The following is a 19816-nucleotide window of genomic DNA, read 5'->3' as shown; positions in this document are numbered from 1 at the left end:
TCCGATCGAGAGTATTTCGCTTGTATCACCGAGGCCCCGCCCCAACGCCAGTCGACCTAGTGCCAGCCGACCTAGTGCCAGTTGCCCCAACGCCAGTCGACCAAATCAAAGGCTGCCCTCGATCACGGTGCGTCCGAGTTGTATTGCATTTCCATTTCTTCGCGATACGCTTCGTCCGGGTAACCGTCGCTCCGCTGTTGGTTGCTGGAGGATTTGGCGGGTTGCCACGGATTGGAGATCCCCGACGAATTTCCGGCAAGTCCCCCAAGCACCGAAGCAAAGGTTTGTGCTTGTTGAAACACGGTTTCCATCGCTTGATGAAATTCTTCGGCGGTGTTTGCAGCGGAAAGCGTATCAATCGTTGGTTGCAGCATCGACCCCACTGCGGTGATTGCGGGCGAACTTAGCAACGACATCAATCCCGAAGAAGCTGCCTTTTCTTTTTTTGCCGCAACGGATTCCTTCCAGTTCTCGGACAACGATTTTGGAATCCAGTACCCATCCACTCGGACCATGTCGAGAATCACCGAACGTCCGTTTTGCGTGACTTTGACTTTCGCTTCATTGGATTCCGGCTTGGGTGGCGTCGCGGCATCCGGCTTGGCGGGTGCGTCGCCGGGAGGTCCTTCTTCGCCCGATAATTCGGCGATTTCCATGCTTGAATCGTAATCGGGGTCATAGCCGGGTTCGTCACCGTAGCCTCCGTACGGATTCTGTTTGCTTGCGTCGTATTCTTCAAACGTCACGGCAGAGGCGGGCAGCACGCTTTGCAGAGCATACAGGTACGGAGCAACGGCGCGGTCGCGCTGGACCAACCAGTCACGCAATTGCATCGAGTCAAGTTTCTCGGCGGTAAGGGCAGCCGGGTCCAGGGTGGCGCGGATCGCGCCGGCCGCATTGAGAAGCAGCGTACGCAAGGTTTCTCGGGTGTTGCCGTCAAGCATTTTCATTCGTGGATGACTGAAAATCCAATTTTGATGCGTGACAACAAGATCGGCTGCATTGTAGAGCGGGCCAACGCTGGAATTGATGCTCGCAGCGTCCAGCTTCGAAGTTCCCGCTTTGACGATCCCATCGAGGTCGGCGCGATATTTCGGGGGTAACGAATCAAAGTAGGCCAACAACAAATGACCCGAGGAAGATTGGTCCTGTAGGTGCTGTAGCGTTTCGATCGCCGTCGCATCCTTGTCGAGCGGTCGGTATTCCGGAGCCTCTGGCGGTTCAGGGAGCGTGGTCGGCGCGGGGGCCGCCGCCTCGGCCGCTTGAGCCTTGAGCTCGCTGACCAATTCGGCGCGATGCGTTTGAATGGTTTCGTTGACCTTGTTGGCGTGAATCCGGCTGTCGCTAATCAGGTGGATCAACGGAACCGAGACGCGCCGGCCGTCGGGCATTTTTAAGATCGCATTGCCTTCCCAAATGCCGAGCAGTTCGGCGTCCACGCTGTGGTTGCCTCGCAATGCGGTCCAGGTTTCCGCTTGAACCGGCCCCGGCACCACCAACCACGCGGACAGAATCACCAGCAATGGCATCACCACTGGCAAGCGACGAGTGGTCAGAAGTAAGCGGGACACGCAATCCGCAGCAGGATGGATTGCAACAGACCGCAATTGGAGGAATTGCATGGAACGCTCGTCTAATGAAACGACAAAGAAACGGTTAACAAGAACAACGCCTTTGAAAAATATTCAGTTTGCGCCGCGATTTGAAGCCAAGTTATCAAGACTCGGCTGATAAATACCTATTATATTGATTCAAAGACGGCTTTAGGTCACGAATTGAGTCGCTAATCCCTATTTAGGGTGATTCCCTTCAGTATTCACGGTGGAGAGTTCGCATTGAGTGAGACGATAGATTCGGGGCCCCTGACCGCCGAGCAGATCCGCAGTTTGCAGGAAAAGCATTACAACGCGACCATCATCGAGCGGATCGACTCTCACACGGACTTGAGCCGCTTTCGCATCCGTCCCGACACCCCGTTTGAGCCTTTCGAACCGGGGCAGTACGTGACGTTGGGGCTGGGCAACTGGGAACCTCGGCTGGCTGGGACTCAGCGAGAAGTGCTGCCTTTTAGCAAGCAATCCAAGGTCGTTCAGCGAGCCTATTCGATCTCGTGCCCGATGCTGGATCCGTTGGGCAATCTCAAGTCGGTCAACTCTGTCGATTATCTCGAGTTTTACGTCACGCTGGTTCGCAAAGCCGATTCAACCGAGAAGGGGCCACCGGCGTTGACGCCGCGATTGTTCCGGCAACAGGTGGGCGACCGATTGATGGTCGGCAAGAAGATCGTCGGGCACTACACGCTTGGCCCCGAGATTCGTCCGGACGAGACGATCTTGATGCTCGGCACCGGAACGGGCGAAGCACCGCACAATGCGATGACCACCGAGTTGTTGGTGAACAACCATCGCGGACGAATTGTCAACGTGACCTGCGTCCGCCACCGCAAAGATTTGGCGTATGCCAAAGAACACGCTCGGCTGATGGATTCATTTGGCAACTATTGTTACTTGCCGGTGACCACTCGCGATCCAGAGAATCTCGATCCGCATCATCCTCGTTACGTCGGCAAACAATACATCCAAGAGTTGTTCGTGTCGGGACGATTGGCGGAAATGGCCGGCGATCCACTCGATCCAAAGCGGACGCATGTTTTTCTGTGTGGCAATCCTGCGATGATCGGTTACGTGCCGCCTGGAGCGGAGCCGCCGGTCGATCCCGGGATGATTCCATTGTTAAAACATGCTGGTTTTCAAGACGCTCACGATTATCACGGACCTGGATCGATTCGTTTCGAGAAGTATTGGTAAACCCGACCTGAATAACACTTCGCGCCCGCATGCGAGCAGGTTAAAAAAACGGGCTCCCCCTTTTCCTACTTCACTCTTCGAAATCCACGAAAACCGTGCGACAGCGATGTGCGTTTTGGGGTGACAGGGCACCTGCCACTTAGAAGCTTTTCTTACTTGGATTAACTACGAGATTTGTCATGGACCTAAAAAATACGATTGCTTTGATTCTGGGTGGCGGTCGCGGAACTCGCTTGTTTCCGTTGACGAAAATCCGTGCTAAACCCGCCGTCCCGTTGGCTGCCAAGTATCGCTTGATCGACATTCCGATCAGCAACTGTATCAACAGCGGACTGAATCGCGTTTACGTGCTGACGCAATTTCTGTCGGAAAGCTTGCATCGTCACCTGCGGCAAACGTATCACTTTGACCACTTCAGTGGCGGTTTTGTCGAATTGCTAGCCGCGCAGCAAACGGTCGACGAGTCGACCGATTGGTACCAAGGCACTGCCGACGCGGTGCGAAAAAATCTAGTCCATCTGCAAGAGGACTGGATCGAACATGTGCTGATCCTGTCGGGGGACCAACTGTACCGAATGGATTTTCGCGACATGCTGCGGACCCATATCGAATCGGGCGCGGATGCCACCATCGCTGGGATTCCAGTTTCGCGAGGCGACGCTTCGTCGCTGGGAATCATGCAGGTGAATGACTCTGGCCGAGTGACCGGGTTTGTCGAAAAGCCTCAGACCGAAGAAGAATTGGCGACGGTACGCATGGATCCCGCTTGGATCGATGCACGAGGCGTCGAGAGCCACGGACGTGATTGTTTGGCCAGCATGGGGCTTTACATTTTCAACAAATCCGTGATGGTCGATCTGTTGAACGAATCGTCGCACGAAGATTTTGGCAAGGGAATTTTCCCGCAGTCGCTGCAATCGCACAAGGTTCAAGTGCATCTGTTCGATGGCTACTGGGAAGACATCGGAACGATTCGTGCCTTCTACGAGGCCAATTTGTCGCTCGCTGGCAAAGCACCTCCGTTTGAACTTCGTGACCCCAACGCGCCGATCTACAGCCGGCCTCGTTTTCTGCCTCCGACGATCATGGGCGACGCGCATATTGAGTCGAGTTTGATCGCCGACGGTTGCCGCATTGGTGATAACGTCACGATCAAAAACAGTGTGATCGGGCTGCGGACCGTGATCGGCGACAATGTCACGATCAAGGACTCGGTGGTCATGGGAGCCGACGATATCGAATGCGAAAAAACCGAGCTTCCTGCGGGCGTGTTGCCGATGGGAATCGGCAGCGGTAGCGTGATCGAGGGAACAATCTTGGACAAGAATTGTCGCATCGGCGAAAACGTCAGGATCACCAACCAAGCCGGGGTAGAGAATCAAGGCGAAGACGAAGCGTTGCAAATCCGTGACGGCATCTCAATTGTGATCAAGGAAGGCCAGATCGAATCGGGACACCAAAGCTGACGCAGTTCAGTTGAGGCGGCAGCAAAGGCTCAAGTCCCGCACGGTCGCATCTCAACTCGTCCGCGAGTTTGTTAATTTTTCAAAGGGTTCGCCGTGACATGCGGTGAACCTTTTTTTATGGACTCGCCAAAAGTAATTGGTCGGGGCCTTTAATGGGCGTGACCAAGGCCAAACTTGCGGGTGGAAACCCGTCTTGAACAATCACGATTGCATCGGTACCGCCCCCAATAGTCTCTGCACCGCGTGATCACGCATCTTGAGCCCGCAGTTTGATCTCCAGTGCATCGCAACTTAGACTGGTGTTCCGCAGTCGCCGGATGGTGCCCCCGAAAGTCGCCGCATGACGCGACTGAGCGTTGGCAGGGACAATCGGTTTAGCAAGATCACTTGAGGTAACAAATGAGACGGATCGCAACGGCGGCATTCCTGTTGGCAAGTGTGGTGGGGGGATATGCCGAGGCACAAAATCGTGTGGGTGAAGGTCCGACGGAGTTCACGCCTGCGCAGAAAACGGCACTGGCTTCACTGCCTCGCAACAACGGTGCGGCGAATCCTCCGCTTGAAATGGTCCGAGAAGAATCCCAGCGGATCGTCGGCACTTTGCAGGGCTCGTTGACCACACCGTCGATGGCGGTCGATACGTGGGTCGTGGTCGTACCGAAAGTGCCAATGTATGCCTGGGACGCTGCCAAACTTTTGGCTCAATCACGCGCCCCAGCGTTCGGCAAATTGCTGGACCACGGGACGCTGTCCCAATCGCGGATTGATGTGTGGCCGCGCAGCTAGCAGTGCCGCCTGGGCGTCGCTGATCGACAGCCCGCGATGTTTGATCAACCAGCAAATTGCTACGGTTGCACTTCGTGCGCGGCCAGCCTTGCAGTGGATATAGACTTTACCTTCGTTCTCCACATGCTGCTGGACAAACTCCACCGCGTTGCACACATCCTTCAGCAACGGATGCGTGAAATCGGTCGTCGGCATGTGGAACTGTTCGATCCCAAAGGATTCGTAGGCCCTCAAGGGACCTGGATACTCTTCGCATGTATTGACGACCGCGCGAACGCCTTCGGCCGAGAGCCCAGGGACATCGCGAGCAAACGGGTAAGCTCCGACAATGACGCTAGGGTCGATGTAATCCCACCAACGACGCACTCGCAAGATTCGCCCAAGCGTGAAGTTCCAAGCCAAGGTGGGGTAAAACACCGAGCGTGCATAAAGTCGTTGCCGTATCGATGCAGCGATGCGAGTCGCAGGAAGTTCGCTAAGATCGACTTCGCTCACGCCGGCCTCGTGCGATGGGAGTTCGATATCGCGAGCTAGCGGCATCGCAGGCCGATCCGCTGGTGCTTGCTGCGTTTCGGCAGCATCCCAATCTTGGTCGGAGGCATTGGCGGCCCGGGGCCCTTCACTGTCACTTGGCATCGCGTTGACTCGGTATCGCGTTGGGGTGGTTAGCGTCGCAGACTTAGCTGCATCATTGCGACTAATTCGACGAATTGACGCAAATTATCGCAATGAGCGGTATAGCGTAACCGTGGCCGAATTTCATCGCAAAGCGCTCGGCCGCCCACCAGCAGCGGAATGTGCTCGCCGAGGTCGGCTGCCAATTGGGTTTCTTCGGCGATAAACGCCGCAGCGTCGGTCAGTGCTGAAACGCTCAACCAGACCAAATCCGACTGATAGTCATGTGCCGCCTGAGCAAAGCTTTGCAGTGGCAAATGGTTCCCCAAGCACACCGAATTCCAGCCTAGCTCGCGAAGCGCTAGCTGGACCAACATCATCGGCAGTTGATAGTGATCGCCCTCGGGGGCCCCTCCCACAGCGGTCAACGCCGTCGATTTTGGTGGCGGCAAGGTGGCGGTCAGTTCGGTGATCAGCTGATGGGCGATCCCACAGGCACGACGCTCTTGGTAGACGTCCAATTCGTTGCGGCACCACGCTTCGCCGAGTCCGTGCATCGCGTCGGCGATCAATAATTCCGCAATTTCGGCACGCGTTTGCCCCTGCTCGGTTTGGCGAAGTTCAATTTGATGATGGAGGATTTCGCGACACGCTGGTTCGTCACCGACCGCCAGCGCACTGCGGAACTGTCGTTGGTAGTCCGTTGCCGCTCCTGAAATCTCGGTTTTTCGGCAGGAAATCAGGGCAGGAAGTCCAAGAACGTCTGGATTGACCAACGTGCGGTCGGCCTGTGACAGAAAGACCTGCAGCCCATCCAAAGTGATGCGGCGATGGCCGCCGACGGTGCGGATGGTGGGGATCGTGCCGCGATCGCACCAGCGTTTGACCGAGGATTCACTGACTTGAAGGGCGTCGGCGACTTGCTTGGGAGAGTAATGAGGTTGTCGAGCCGCCACGGGTTTGTCTCCGGAAAGGCCAAGTTTTGAGCGACGAGCCCATCGTGAGCTGCGGGCTTGATTGAACCAAAAACGTCCAGGCCGGACTCGTTTTGAACGTTTAGGACGTTTTGCGATCGAATTAGAAATCGCCAGTGATTGTAGGAGTCGAGCCAAATTCGCCAACGGGCAATGACGCGATAACTCAGCAAAAAACGTGTTTTTAATTGGTTCCTAGTCATCCGCTGCGGATTTTCGGTGGTTTTCGTGTTTTATTTTGTTGTTTCTACACACCAGCGACGGTCTAACGTATTGAACGGTTTTGGCGTTCAAGACGTGCATGTAAGCTGTCGGGCGTTTTGGCCTGTTCTTTGCGTTAGGTGCTTCGGCCTCGCGTGATTCGTACCGCTGCCGGGCGCTACGGTCGCTGTTCAACGCGGTCGCTGTTCAACGCGGTCGCTGTGAAGCGAAAACTCAACCCCTGTGATTTTTATGACTACCACCATTTCAATATCAAATGAGCCAGCGGCTAGCGAAGTTGCAGCAGCAAAACGTTTGACCTCCTGTCTGTCGTCGGACCGCGAGTCGGATCCTCCAGCGGTCCACGCAAGTGCAGAGCCGGCTCCGGTACCTGCGCGAGCGGGCAGCTGGATTCGATCGCAGGAGTTATCCGCGGCAACTGCGGCGATCGAACCCTACATGACCGACTACGAGTCGATGGACAAAGACGAATTGGTGCGTCGCACTAAGGTTCAGCTTCGTCACGAGATCAGCTTCATTGCCAACAAGGACTTTGCCGACTCGAAGCAGGGCGACATTGTGTTTGCCGCGCCGCTGAATTTGGCGGATCCCACGCCTGCGGTCGGAGCACGGATCGTTTCTCGCAGTGGCGCGGATCTGCCGATTCACCTCGGTCGACTGTGTGAGGCACCGCTGTTAAAGCCGGAGCAAGAGGTGATGCTGTTTCAGCGGATGAATTTCCTGCTTCATCAGGCTGCGGTGCATCGCCGGCTACTCAACCCGAAACGCCCGTCCCGCGCCCGTTTGGCTTTGATTGAACGGTTGATTGCATTGGCGAATTGGCACCGCGATCGAATCGTCGAAGCCAATTTGCGGTTGGTGTTTTCGATCGTCAAAAAGTTTGTCAATGGAAACAATCCGTTTGACGAACTGCTTAGCGATGGGATCGTGGCGTTGATTCGAGCGGTCGAGAAGTTCGACTACGATCGCGGGTTTCGCTTTAGCACCTATGCAACGCAAGTGGTCCGGCGCAATGCGTACCGTACCGTGGTGTTGAACCAGCAAGAACGTCAAAAGGTGATGGGCGGGTTGCAGGACATGAACTTGGATTTGACGGACGAGGGATCAGAATCATCGATCAGCGAAAACCGCTGGCACGAGCTGCGTCGACGGTTGGCCGAGATGTTGGACGAACTCGATCGCCGGGAAAAATTGATCATTCGGTCTCGTTTTTCGCTTGGCCCGCATCGTAAAGTGCGAACGCTACAATCGCTGGCCGACCGCCTCGGGATCAGCAAGGAACGGGTCCGCCAACTCGAAAGCCGAGCGATGGAGAAATTGCGATTGATGGCGAACGAAGTGAGTTTGGCTGAGCTCGAAAGCTAGGGGGTGTGTCCGCAAGCCATCGCATTGACGTTACGATGAAGCGATGACCACGGTGGTGCAAGACTGCCGGCCGGGATACATCCGTTGCCTTTTCTAAACAAGCATCATCGCTGATGGGTTCAAAAAATCATTACCGCGTCACCACTCCGCTTCCCGTTTCGGTGGCGGACGCATTCGCTTATCACGAACGGCCCGGAGCGCTGCAGCGTCTGACTCCGCCCTGGGAACACGTGACGGTTGAATCAAGCGACGTGGGCTTGGATGTCGGCAACGAAGTGGTGTTGAAAACCCGTTTCGCCGGAGTGCCGCTTCGCTGGGTCGCTCGACACACCGAGTATGATCCGCCCCGTCATTTTGCCGACACCCAGGTTTCTGGCCCATTTGCATGCTGGAATCATCATCACGAATTCCGCGACCGCGTCGGGGATCCATCGGAAACCGGATCCTCGCTAACCGATTCCATTGAATACGAACTGCCTGCGGGTGCATTCGGTCGTTTTTTTGGTAGTTCGATCGCACGTCGCAAGATTGAGTCCATGTTTGCCTACCGCCACCGCGTCACTGCGGACGATCTGCAGTTGGCTGCTCGTTATCCGTCTACCCCGCTTCGATTTGCGATCTCAGGTTCGAGCGGGTTGGTCGGCTCAGGCTTGACGCGTCTGTTGACACTTCTGGGGCACCAGGCGACTCCGATTGTGCGATCCAAGCAGGATCCGAGCAGCGACCTGCAAGGTCGTTCGATCGCCGCATGGGATGATGCCGACGAAATAAAGAAGTTCAGCGAAGTCGATGTGGTCGTCCACTTGGCCGGAAAATCGATTGCCGGAGGCCGCTGGAGTGATCAGGTCAAGCAGCAGATTCGTGATAGCCGCGTGGTCAAGACTCGTCAACTTTGTGAATCACTTGCCTCGCTCGAGCGAAAACCGTCCGTGTTGGTTTGTGCGTCGGCCACCGGAATCTACGGTAACCGCGGTGAAATGGTGCTCGACGAGACATCAGACGCTGGCGACGACTTTCTGTCCGATGTGGCCGTACAGTGGGAGGCCGCTTGCCAACCGGCGGTCGATGCAGGCATTCGTGTCATCAACGCCAGATTTGGGTTGGTGTTATCGGTCGCAGGCGGCGCCCTCGAGAAGATGTTGTTGCCAGCCAAGATGATGGGCGGCAAATTGGGCAGCGGAAAACAGTGGTGGAGCTGGATTGCGCTGGACGACGTGCTGGGAGCGATCTACCACTGCGTGCAGCGTGAAGGGATTTCTGGGCCGGTGAATTTCGTCTCGCCTGAACCGATCACCAACGCCGACTTCACCCGTGTGCTGGGGCGTGTTTTGAATCGGCCTCCACTCGTGCCAGCCCCCGCATTTGGGCTGCGATTGGCGCTCGGCGAAATGGCGGATGCGTTGTTGTTGTCGAGCACCCGAGTCATCCCGAACGTCTTGCAGCAATCGGATTACTCATTCCGCTTTACCGATCTCGAGGCCGCGCTGCGTTACTCGCTCGGGCGTGACCGGCTGCAATCCGAAGCGGTGTAAGACGAGTCATCCCAGATGTCGATCCAAATGGATCTCGGAAAGCGTGATAGCGCCGCCAAAGCATTGTTCGACATCCAGTCCCGGTTTGCGTGGTCGCGAGTGGAAATCGCTTTCGAAATGGATCTCGGATTCACGATGATGCGCTATTCGTGTCATTGGTTCCCAATCAACATCACATCGCACCCGTGGCGGCTGCTCGATTTCCGGATCGATGGCGGGCAGGTTCAGGTTCCACAGCAGCGGCGAATTTTGTTGCTCACGCGACACGTGCAAGAATTCACGGATCGTTTCTTTGGTCCATCGAGGGACGTGGTCCCAGGTTCTCTCGATCTCGGGGCGGCGGTAATGCGACAACGCCAGTGCGGGGACTCCAGAGATTGCCGCTTCCCGCGCAGCGGCGAACGTTCCGCTGACGTGTAGGTCGACCCCCAGGTTTGCTCCGGCGTTGACGCCCGAAAGTACCGCGTCGGCTCCTTTGGCTAACGCGCCCAGTCCGGCACGCACACAATCCACCGGGGTACCGTCAATCTGGAACCAATCCGGGCGAACGGATTTGACCGCAAGCGGGCGTCCGGTTGTCACGCTGTGTCCACACTCGCTGCGTCCGCGATCGGGGGCCACGACAATCACGTGGACATTGTCGCCCATTGCATGAAGCACCGATTCGACCAACGCCGTCAAACCAGGGGCATCGATGCCGTCATCATTGGTGATCAGCAGTTTCATGGATTTCCTAATAGCTGACAGAGTTCAAAAACGTCCGCTTCGTCGATGAGGAGCGCTCGGTGGTCGAGCACACAGATTTCGTTGGCGAGGGCTTCGGATCGATCCAGCGGGACCGGTTTGCGGCAGCGCCGCTCGCTCGACCGTGCCATCGAGCGAAAGCCATGTCCAAGTGGCAAATGGTGTTCCGCAGCGGTGGCGATGACGCGATCGCGGATCGATGACGAAGCGGCACGCAGTGCGAGTTTGTAATAGGCGGGATCGATGCCATCACGAGTCTCGGCCATGCACTTCAGTGTCGAGTTTTGTCGTTGGAGTTGCTGTTGAATTTGCCGAGCAATGTGGTCTCGCTGCGTATTGTCGCTTTGCAGTTCGGCCAATTGCGGAACCAGCACACTGGCCTGCAACGCACTCAGCGGAAACGCCTCGCTGGGGCGGTCGAGCAATGCCGCCATCCGCGCGGCCATTCGGTCATCGCGGGTCAAGATGGCACCGCCATTTCCAGAGGACAATGGTTTGCTGCCGCCAAAACTAAGTGTGGCCAAATGGCCAAACGATCCTGCCGGTTTACCGTTGACCCTCATTCCGGGGGCCTGGCACGTGTCTTCGATCAGCACCCAGCCCTGTTGGTCACACAAATCGCGTAGCGACGCAATGTCGCAGGCGTGGCCATACAGATGCGATGCAATCACCGCGCGAACACGCGTGCTGGCGGCGGCCGCAACCGAATCCACGTCCGGACCAAAATTTTCGCGAGCCACATCCACGAGCACTGGTTTTCCGCCCAGCAATTCGATGCAGCGAAAATTGCCTGGGTAATCAAAGGCCGACACGATCACTTCATCGCCGGCGGTCACCCCAGCGGCACGTAGCGAGATTTCGATTGCCGCCGTTCCACTGCAGCACAATCGCACGTGCGGGGTCTCGAAAAGCGACTCTAACGCCGCAATTAGCGTCTTTTTTGCTTGGCTTTGGTAGCTCCCCCAATCGGCTGATTCGATGCACTGCGACACCGCCCTGGAGATTTCGGGGGTTTGGCGAGGCCAGGGGGGAATCGTCAGTGGCATGAAAGTGGCGTGCTTGGGCAGGATGGGGGCTGCCGCAAGGGCGGCCATTTTGACGGTCAGAATCGCAGGTCCGCTACGCTCCGCTGGGGTCAGGGCGGCTACGGAGACTGCACTACGGGTCAGGAAGATACGTGTCCGTCACGTAATAACCGCCGTGCTGGGCTTGTGACGTTTTTTTCGCTTCCATATCATGCCGCATTCGCTGACCCAGCCCTAGTGGAGGCTGCGCGGCTCTACTGAGACGCTTTTCAGTAGAGTTACATGATACCGCTGATTGCGTAAAGGACGTGTTTTTGTTCGCTGAATTCTATCCTGGTCTTGCTTCGATCGCATCCGAATTGATGGTAGCGACGGTTACCATTTTTGCCCAAGAGGCGGCTGCGCCCGAGGATTTGAATTGGATTCAGCAATTATTTAACAATCCTTTGCTGCCTTTTGTGATTCTCTTTTTCCTGGCTTTCCAGATCTTTATCGCTCCGGAACGTCGGCGAAAGGCAGAAGAGGCCAAGATGCTGTCCACTTTGAAGAAGAACGATCGTGTTGTGACCGCTGGCGGTATTCACGGAACGGTGGTTTCGACCTCGTCCGAGACGAACACGCTGACGTTGCGAGTCGACGATAACAATAACACTCGGATCAAAGTCAATTTCACGGCAATTGCTCGTGTGATCGACCCAAACAAAGAGAATAAGGGATCGGATCACAAGGATGCCGATTCCAAAACGAAGAGCTAGAACCTAATTTACTTCTGCGATAGCTCACGATGCGCTACTCGCACGACTGACGAATCCCTCCTTCGATTCAGAAACCTACGATGGACTGCAATTTCTTTTCCCAATCGTTTTTCGATTCCTTCGTGATGCCGCTGGCCCAAGCGGACGAGCTCGCCGAGCCGGTCAAGGAAGGGATCACAATCGATCAGTACATTTGGCTCGCTGCCGCGTTGGCTGTCTTGATTGTCCCGTTCATCCTGGGTGGGTGGCTGGCGAAGATGCTCAAAATGCCTAACTACTCAACCCGCTTGGGGTTGGTGTTGTTGGCTGTCATCGCAAGTTCAACGGTTCTGATCAACAAGCGGCCCAGTCGCGGTGTTGACCTGCAAGGGGGAACGATCCTCGTTTACGAGATCGACCAAAGCAAGAATATCGGCGAAGACAAGGCGACGGGGCAACGGATTACGTCCGAAGACCTCGTTGAGCCGCTTTCACGCCGAATCAACCCCAGCGGTACCAAAGAGATTGTGATTCGCCCGTATGGCGAAAGTCAGATCGAAATCATCGTGCCGGCGAAATCCAGCGGCGATGACGAAAACCGCGAATCGAGTGGGGTTGGCGAAGTCGACGAGCTTGATCGTATCAAACGCCGTGTCGAAGAAGCCGGGATTTTGCGATTTGCGATTCTTGCCAACCGTAACGACCACCAACGCATCATCGACTTGGCCATCGAGCAGTCCGAATCCGACAGCCAAGCCGAACGCACCAGCCCCGTCGTGATGGATGTGAACGGCGAGATCGTCGGCCGTTGGGCACGTGTTGACCAAGAAAAGAACGAGAAGCAAGGCGTTCGCCCGTTGCGAGTGAACGTGGGCAACGCGATTGTCCGCAATCCAGAAACAGGCCAATTGATCGAGCTTCCCGTCAGCGTGCGGGGCGATAACGGCGAAGTCAAAATCGTCAAATGGATGCAGCAACAAGGCCTCGACAGCATCGAAACGCTGATGATTGTTGATCCAGATTTGGACATCAAGGGAGACGATTTGGCGTTCGCTGCAAGCACGTTCGACCAAAATGGCGCCCCCGCCGTGGCGTTCAATTTGACCGACGAAGGATCTGGACGCTTCTTTGCGTTGACCACCAACAATGCTCCGGTGGGAACGATGCAGCGACAATTGGGCATCATCTTGGATGATGATTTGCTATCAGCGCCGAACATTCTGCAACCGATTCGCAAGGAAGGCCGCATCACCGGCAGCTTTACCAAGGAAGAGGTTCAGGATTTGGTGGCGGTTCTCAAGGCGGGGCAATTGCCAGCCGCGTTGACCCCGCAGCCGATTGCAGAAAACCAGATCGACCCGACGCTCGGTAAAGACACAATCAACAAGGGATTCTTCGCGATCGGATTGTCCTTGAGTTTGGTGCTTGTCTTCATCCTGTTCTACTACCGCTTCGCCGGCGTGGTCGCTTGTATCGCGTTGGTGCTGAACTTGGCCATGATCTTGGGCACGATGGTGCTGATCAACCAACCGCTGACGCTGCCTGGACTTGCAGGTCTGGTTTTGACCGTTGGTATGTCGGTGGACGCCAACGTGCTGATTTTTGAACGTATCCGCGAAGAGCTCAAAAAAGGTGCGGCACCTCGCATGTCGATTCGCAACGGTTTCGCCAAAGCGACCGTGACGATCGTCGACGCGAACTTGACCACCTTGATCACCGCGATTGTTTTGTATGCGATCGGAACCGACCAGATTCGTGGTTTTGCTGTCACGTTGATTCTGGGGATTCTGTACTCGATGTTCACCGCGATCTACATGTCGCGAACGTTCTTTGACATTGCCGAACGTCATGGCTTCTTGACGCTTAGCATGTCCGACGGCGTCAACTCGCTGCGAGGTATGTTTACCCGTGGCGACAACTTCGATTTCATGGGCAAAGGCAAGATCGCGTTGGCGGTTTCCTCGCTGCTTGTGATCATCGGAATCAGCTCGATCTTTGCTCGCGGGCAAGGCATTTTTGATATCGACTTTGCCGGTGGTTCGTCGGTTCAGTTCCGAGTCGACAAGCCAACCGAAACGGACACGATTCGAAAGATCGTCGGTGAAGTGATGGTGGCCGAAGACGGCCAGCCGATCCAGTTCACCGTCAACGGCGTGACCATGGAATCGAGCCCCAATGGGACCGTTTACAAGGTGGATTCGTCGTACGAGCAAGTGGATCAGCTGAAAGATGCGATCTCGGCTGCGTTCGCCCAATCCGAGGACGTTAATCTCGTAACCTACAAGATTGATATCTCTCCGGCTGATCCAAAAGCGCCGCTTGCACCGAAGGCCTCTTCGCTGAATCCGCTCGAATCAAACGGAACGAAGTTGGCGGTCTTCTATCCTCAGGATGATGCCGAAACGGATATGGTTGCTGAGGAGGAAGACGACGCCGAAGCGGAATCCACAACGCCAGCGGTTTCAGATCGATCGTCGATCGTCTATAGCACCGCACTGATCAAACTTGGCATCGAAGGCGAGGAAGGCGGTGCCGGGATCAACGCTCCGACCCTGGTCGAAACGCTGATGAATGCGGCCAAGGCGGTCAACGTTCCACTAAACGAACGTGGCATCGAACTTACGCCGATTGGCGAAGGGGCGGACAAGTGGAACACCAAGTCCTCACTCTCGTTCAGCCAATGGACCGTCAAGTTGCCTTTGGAGTTCGCTCAAGCCGATGCGATCATGGAACAAATCAAGGACAGCCTTGGCAACAAGCCGGTTTGGATCAGCAGCAGTAGCGTCGGAGGCCAAGTGGCCGGCGACATGATCGGCCGTGCACTCGGTGCACTGTTTGGCAGTTTGTTGTGTATCATCGGCTACATTTGGTTCCGTTTCCAACGAGTGATGTACGGTTTGGCTGCAGTGGTCGCGTTGTTGCATGACGTGATCGTCACCCTAGGTGCGATTGCGGTTAGCTACTGGCTTGCCGATGCACTCGGCTTCCTGCTGATCGATCCATTCAAGATCAGCTTGACGGTCGTCGCAGCTCTGCTGACGATCATCGGTTACTCGCTCAACGATACGATCGTGGTGTTTGACCGTATTCGTGAAACCAAGGGCAAATCGACTCACCTGACTGGCGAGATGATCAACACCAGCATCAATCAAACGCTCAGCCGTACGTTGCTGACTTCGATCACCACCTTGATCGTGGTCGTGCTGCTGTACGCGGTCGGCGGAGCTGGGATTCACGCCTTTGCGTTTGCCTTGGTCGTCGGCGTGTTGGTCGGAACCTACAGTTCGATTTTTGTGGCCAGCCCCGTGCTGTTGTATTTGATTCAACGCAACGAAAAGGTTAACGCTGCGTAATCTGCGGCGAGCGAACAATCGTGTCCGGCTGACGTAAAGCTAGTCGGACACGCTTTTGGATCGGTTAGGCAATAGGAGTGGATCGATGCGTACCCTCGGAGCGGTTTCTCTTCTTTTTGCCTATGTGATCCTTGGAAGTCATCCGATTGGTGCGGAGACGCCGTCGGCTGGACGTTCCGAGTCGCGATGGCAAGCTCAGCTGCGTGCAGATGTGGTTCATTTGGCCAGCGACGAGCTTCGTGGTCGCAGCGTCGATGACGAGGCAATTCATGTTGCTGCCGATTACGTCGCCGACCGATTGGCCGAGAGCGGGTTACGCACCGATCTTTTTCAGGGGACACCGTTCCAACAGCTCGAGATCCCCGTCGGCGCACGTGCGGGTGACGCCGATCAGAATTTCGTGCGGATCTTCCGCACGCCAACTCCGACGGGAATCGTCACCGACACCCGCGCGGATGCCCAGGTGCCCGCGGAGATCGCGAATCTGGTCGAGATCGATGAGTCGTTGTCGATTGGCATGAACCCCATGTCGATTGGTGCAGCCACCGGCGACGTTGCCGCTGAGCTGTGTTTTGTTGGCTACGGCATCACCGCTGCGGATCTGGACTACGACGATTACGCAGGGATCGATGTTCAAGGCAAGGTCGTCGCCGTGCTGCGAAAAGAACCGGGCATGCGTGATGCCAACAGCCGTTTCGAAGGCACGAAAACCTCGCCCCACGCCTATTTTCAAACCAAGATTGAAAATGCGATCAAACATGGCGCTGCGGCGGTGATTTTGATCAACGATCCTGCCAGCATCGAAGCGAGCGTCGCCGAGGCCGAAAAGAAACTTGCCACTGAGCTCAAGCGGCTTGAAGCCGTTGGGGAACAGCTCGACCGATTGCCCCCCGAAGCCGAGAACATTCGAGCGACGTTGACTTCGCGAATCGCGGGGATCGAAACGATGATTGACGGGCTCCGCGACGATGTCCAGCAAAAACGTCGTGGTGTGTTGCAGATCGCAGAAGCGGGTGGCACCGTCACGGTGGCATCGCCCCGGGCGGCCACCACCGAATCGGTCGATGGCGAGCAGCCCGCTGCGGAAAAGAAAACCATTCCGGTCGTCTCGTTGGCACGTGACCGGTTTGAGCTCGCGATGCAGGCAACCACCGGATTCACGCTGTCGGAGCTCGAATCCGAAATTGATAGCACCTATCAACCTCACAGCATGCAGCTGCCCGGTTTGACTGCCCACGTCAGCGTCCAACTGAAGTCATCCAATGCTAGCACCGCCAATGTGATTGGCGAATTGGAGGGACGAGGTCCGCTGGCCAACGAGACGGTCGTGGTCGGCGCCCATTATGATCACGTGGGAATGGGGGGCTATGGTTCGCTTGCCCCCGGAACGGTCGCGATCCATAACGGTGCCGACGACAACGCCAGTGGAACATCGGCAATGCTAGCATCGGCATCGCTATTGGTTGATCGTCTCAGCGAGCTGAAGTCGCACCGCCGCGTGTTATTCATCGGATTCACCGGCGAAGAACGCGGGTTGGTTGGTAGCAAATACTATGTTCGTCATCCTCGATATCCGCTCGATTCGACCGTGGCGATGATCAATTTGGATATGGTCGGGCGGCTTCACGACAACGAATTGACGATCTATGGGACCGGCACGGGTGACGGGTTCGAGCCGATGGTCGATGGATTGAATCGAACCTATCAATTTAATTTGTTGAAGGTCCCCAGCGGTTACGGTCCGAGCGATCACCAGTCGTTTTACGAGGCGGGCGTGCCTGTATTGTTTTTCTTTACGGGGCTGCACAACGATTATCATCGCCCAAGTGATGATTCCGACAAAATCGATTACGGTGGACTAACCCGAATAACCGATATGGTTTCTGATGTCGCGTTTGACTTGGCGACCCGCGAAGTGCGTCCGAGATATGCCGAGACCGAGAAACGCGTCCAGATCCGCCGACAATTAACGGCGTTTATGGGAGTTTCTCTGAACGATCGGGCGGATCATGTGGTGATCTCAGGATTGACTCCGGGAGGCCCCGCAGAGCGAATGGGTTTGAAGCCAGGCGATCGACTTGATCGGCTGGGGAAAAAGTCGGTTCGAACGGCGGTGGATGTGTTGGATTTACTTCGTCATCGCTCACCAGGCGATGTGTTGAAAGTTTCACTGACACGAAACGGCGAACCGCTGGAAATCGAGCTCCGATTGGATGCACGTCCCGGTGGATGACAAGCAAACGCGACGGAAAAAAACAGAGTAATTTTTTTCGGGGTTGCTCAGATCTGCACAGATTAGTCTTTACGGCAATCGGTGTGGCTGGCACAATTCCGAGTGAGTCAGTACTGCGAGTGACAGTTCTGATCGTGTCGGCGTGAATGTCTCGGCGATGGCGATGGACGCCACGTATACGAGTGTTTGCATTCGCGTCGAGTCAAGACCTGCGCACCCATAACGCAAGGAGAGCGGACGTGCGATTTAACTGTGTAGCGGCCATTCTAGTGGCCATCCTTACCATGACAGCCGTCGTCCCTAGTGTCGCTACGGCTCAGGAAGCATCGAGCGGACACCGCGTCGCCGTGGTGGATGTCGCTTACATCTTCAAGAACCACCCCGGCATCAAAGCTCAAGTCGAGCGAGTCGAAGGCGATTTGAAGAACTACGATGCTCAGCTTCAAGGCAAACGTGAAGAGCTAAAGCAAGCTGCTGAGCGTCTGAAGACGTTCAAAGTAGGTACCCCTGATTACACCGCTCAAGAAGAACAAGTGGCATCGATGGAATCGAAGCTTCGCTTGGACATGGCGCGTAAGCGTAAAGAGCTAGCGGATGCCGAAGCACGCATCTACTTCGAAAACTATCAACGGATTGCATCGGGCGTTCAATTCTTGGCCCAGCACTACAAGATCAACATGGTTCTTCGCTACAACAGCGAAGAGATGGATCTTGAACGGGGTGACTCGGTTATCCGTGGCGTCATGAAGAACATCGTTTATCATGACGAAGCACTCGACATGACCAAGGGTGTGATGCAGTACTTGGACAAAGCGATTCAAGAAGACGTTGCCAAACGAGGCGGAGCGGGAACCACTCGCTAGTTGAGACTCGATTGCGTAATCCGCGATCAAACGAAGTAAACCGACCTGTGGCATTTGAAACGAATCAAATGCCATGGTTCGGGGATTCTTCACCGCCGACGATTGCAACGCGATCGTCGACGCAGTGAATAACGTAAACAAACAAGGCTCTCGCAAGGATGTGAGAGTGGGCACGGCAGGGGAGGCCGAAGCGTGACACCATCACGCAACGAACATACAATCGCAGTCTCGTGCGAAGTCCGTGGTCGAGGCTACTGGAGCGGTCGAGACGTGCGTGTCGTGATGCATCCGGCCCCGGTGGGCACCGGAATCCGCTTGGTCCGCAGTGATTTGCCATCCAAACCAATGTGCCAAGCGTCGGTCGAGAAACGACACGATGCAAATCTTCGCACCATCTTGCAGGATGGTGAAGCTCGGTTCGAGATGATCGAACATTTGATGGCTGCCCTGGTGGGACTCGAGATCGATAATTGCGTGGTCGAGATCGATGCCGAGGAATTGCCGGGACTCGATGGCAGTGCGGCGGCGTTTGTGGCTGCATTGCGAACCGCCGGGCTGATCATCCAATCAAAACCCAAGCGTCGCTTGACGGTGCGTGAGCGAATCTACGTCGAGTCACCTGCTGGGTGGATCGAAGCAACTCCCGCAGAAGATGGCCGCACTTCGTACGAGTATCGCTTGAGTTTCGATGGTCCTTCGCCGATCTTTGATCAAACCTTCACACTGCGAATGACACCGGAACGATTTATCCGTGATGTCGCTCCGGCTCGAACATTTGTCACGGAAGCCCAGGCTCAATCACTGCGACAGCAGGGGGTCGCGTCGCACGTCACCAATCAAGATTTGTTGGTGATCGGCGAACACGGTCCGATTGAAAATACGCTACGCTTTCGCGACGAATGTGCACGGCACAAAGTGCTCGATCTGATTGGCGACTTGGCGCTTGCTGATGTCGAATTGGTCGGGACCTTTGTTTCCTATCGTGGCGGACACAACCTTAACGGCCGCATGGCTCAGCGATTGGCTGAACTTGCTGCTTCGCAGATTCCCCTAACCCCTGTCTCGCAGTCGCGTCGAAATGTTGCTTAGCCATAGCA

Annotated in this window: 15 protein-coding genes; 10 read left to right on the top strand and 5 right to left on the bottom strand. The window is 55.8% G+C overall.

Annotated elements, in window-relative coordinates:
- Window positions 1–122: 122 nt before the first annotated feature.
- Window positions 123–1571 (bottom strand): hypothetical protein, encoded by a 1449-nt coding sequence (locus ABEA92_RS11500; RefSeq protein ID WP_345683967.1) that lies wholly within the window; start codon window positions 1569–1571, stop codon window positions 123–125.
- 264 nt (window positions 1572–1835) lie between these two features.
- On the opposite strand from ABEA92_RS11500, the gene ABEA92_RS11495 reads away from it, so the two are divergent.
- From ABEA92_RS11495 to ABEA92_RS11485, 3 genes are all read left to right on the top strand, one after another.
- Complete coding sequence (locus tag ABEA92_RS11495; protein ID WP_345683966.1) at window positions 1836–2807, top strand: ferredoxin--NADP reductase; 972 nt, start codon at window positions 1836–1838, stop codon at window positions 2805–2807.
- Between the two features lie 179 nt (window positions 2808–2986).
- Window positions 2987–4273, top strand: a complete 1287-nt coding sequence (locus ABEA92_RS11490; protein WP_345683965.1) for a glucose-1-phosphate adenylyltransferase — start codon at window positions 2987–2989, stop codon at window positions 4271–4273.
- A 399-nt stretch (window positions 4274–4672) separates the two neighbouring features.
- The gene (locus tag ABEA92_RS11485) at window positions 4673–5059 is read left to right on the top strand and encodes a hypothetical protein (protein WP_345683964.1); all 387 of its coding nucleotides are present in this window, start codon (window positions 4673–4675) and stop codon (window positions 5057–5059) included.
- Here ABEA92_RS11485 and ABEA92_RS11480 read toward each other — a convergent pair.
- Together ABEA92_RS11480 and ABEA92_RS11475 are read right to left on the bottom strand one after the other, a co-directional pair.
- Window positions 4979–5695, bottom strand: coding sequence for a dual specificity protein phosphatase family protein (locus ABEA92_RS11480; protein ID WP_345683963.1), 717 nt, complete (start codon window positions 5693–5695; stop codon window positions 4979–4981). The two genes, ABEA92_RS11485 and ABEA92_RS11480, sit on opposite strands and share 81 nt — an antisense overlap.
- 29 nt (window positions 5696–5724) lie before the next feature.
- Complete coding sequence (locus tag ABEA92_RS11475) at window positions 5725–6630, bottom strand: helix-turn-helix domain-containing protein (protein WP_345683962.1); 906 nt, start codon at window positions 6628–6630, stop codon at window positions 5725–5727.
- 471 nt (window positions 6631–7101) lie between these two features.
- Between ABEA92_RS11475 and ABEA92_RS11470 the strand changes: the two genes are divergently transcribed.
- Window positions 7102–8235 carry a sigma-70 family RNA polymerase sigma factor gene (locus ABEA92_RS11470; protein WP_345683961.1) on the top strand — a complete coding sequence of 378 codons (1134 nt, stop codon included), beginning with the start codon at window positions 7102–7104 and terminating at the stop codon, window positions 8233–8235.
- A 113-nt stretch (window positions 8236–8348) separates the two neighbouring features.
- Entirely contained in the window at window positions 8349–9767 is a 1419-nt protein-coding gene (locus tag ABEA92_RS11465; RefSeq protein WP_345683960.1) for a TIGR01777 family oxidoreductase, read from the top strand.
- A gap of 6 nt (window positions 9768–9773) precedes the next feature.
- On the opposite strand, the gene surE is transcribed toward ABEA92_RS11465, so the two are convergent.
- Entirely contained in the window at window positions 9774–10493 is a 720-nt protein-coding gene (surE, locus tag ABEA92_RS11460) for a 5'/3'-nucleotidase SurE (RefSeq protein ID WP_345683959.1), read from the bottom strand.
- Window positions 10490–11605 (bottom strand): DegT/DnrJ/EryC1/StrS family aminotransferase, encoded by a 1116-nt coding sequence (locus ABEA92_RS11455; protein WP_345683958.1) that lies wholly within the window; start codon window positions 11603–11605, stop codon window positions 10490–10492. Before ABEA92_RS11455 ends, surE begins: the two co-directional genes overlap by 4 nt.
- 245 nt (window positions 11606–11850) lie before the next feature.
- Between ABEA92_RS11455 and yajC the strand changes: the two genes are divergently transcribed.
- The 5 genes from yajC (at window position 11851) to lpxC (ending at window position 19808) form a co-directional block, all read left to right on the top strand.
- Window positions 11851–12291, top strand: a complete 441-nt coding sequence (gene yajC, locus ABEA92_RS11450) for a preprotein translocase subunit YajC (RefSeq protein ID WP_345683957.1) — start codon at window positions 11851–11853, stop codon at window positions 12289–12291.
- Between the two features lie 80 nt (window positions 12292–12371).
- Complete coding sequence (secD, locus tag ABEA92_RS11445; protein WP_345683956.1) at window positions 12372–15623, top strand: protein translocase subunit SecD; 3252 nt, start codon at window positions 12372–12374, stop codon at window positions 15621–15623.
- An 85-nt stretch (window positions 15624–15708) separates the two neighbouring features.
- A complete protein-coding gene (locus tag ABEA92_RS11440) occupies window positions 15709–17856 on the top strand; it encodes a M28 family peptidase (RefSeq protein WP_345683955.1) in 2148 nt (715 codons plus the stop codon).
- A gap of 284 nt (window positions 17857–18140) precedes the next feature.
- Window positions 18141–18719, top strand: coding sequence for an OmpH/Skp family outer membrane protein (locus ABEA92_RS11435; protein WP_345683954.1), 579 nt, complete (start codon window positions 18141–18143; stop codon window positions 18717–18719).
- A 192-nt stretch (window positions 18720–18911) separates the two neighbouring features.
- Complete coding sequence (gene lpxC / locus ABEA92_RS11430) at window positions 18912–19808, top strand: UDP-3-O-acyl-N-acetylglucosamine deacetylase (RefSeq protein WP_345683953.1); 897 nt, start codon at window positions 18912–18914, stop codon at window positions 19806–19808.
- Window positions 19809–19816 lie beyond the last annotated feature (8 nt).

The sequence above is a fragment of the Novipirellula caenicola genome, from assembly GCF_039545035.1.
Classification (GTDB): domain Bacteria; phylum Planctomycetota; class Planctomycetia; order Pirellulales; family Pirellulaceae; genus Novipirellula; species Novipirellula caenicola.
The sequence above is the reverse complement of the archived record's forward strand: the minus strand, read 5'-3'. Positions and strand labels throughout refer to the sequence as shown.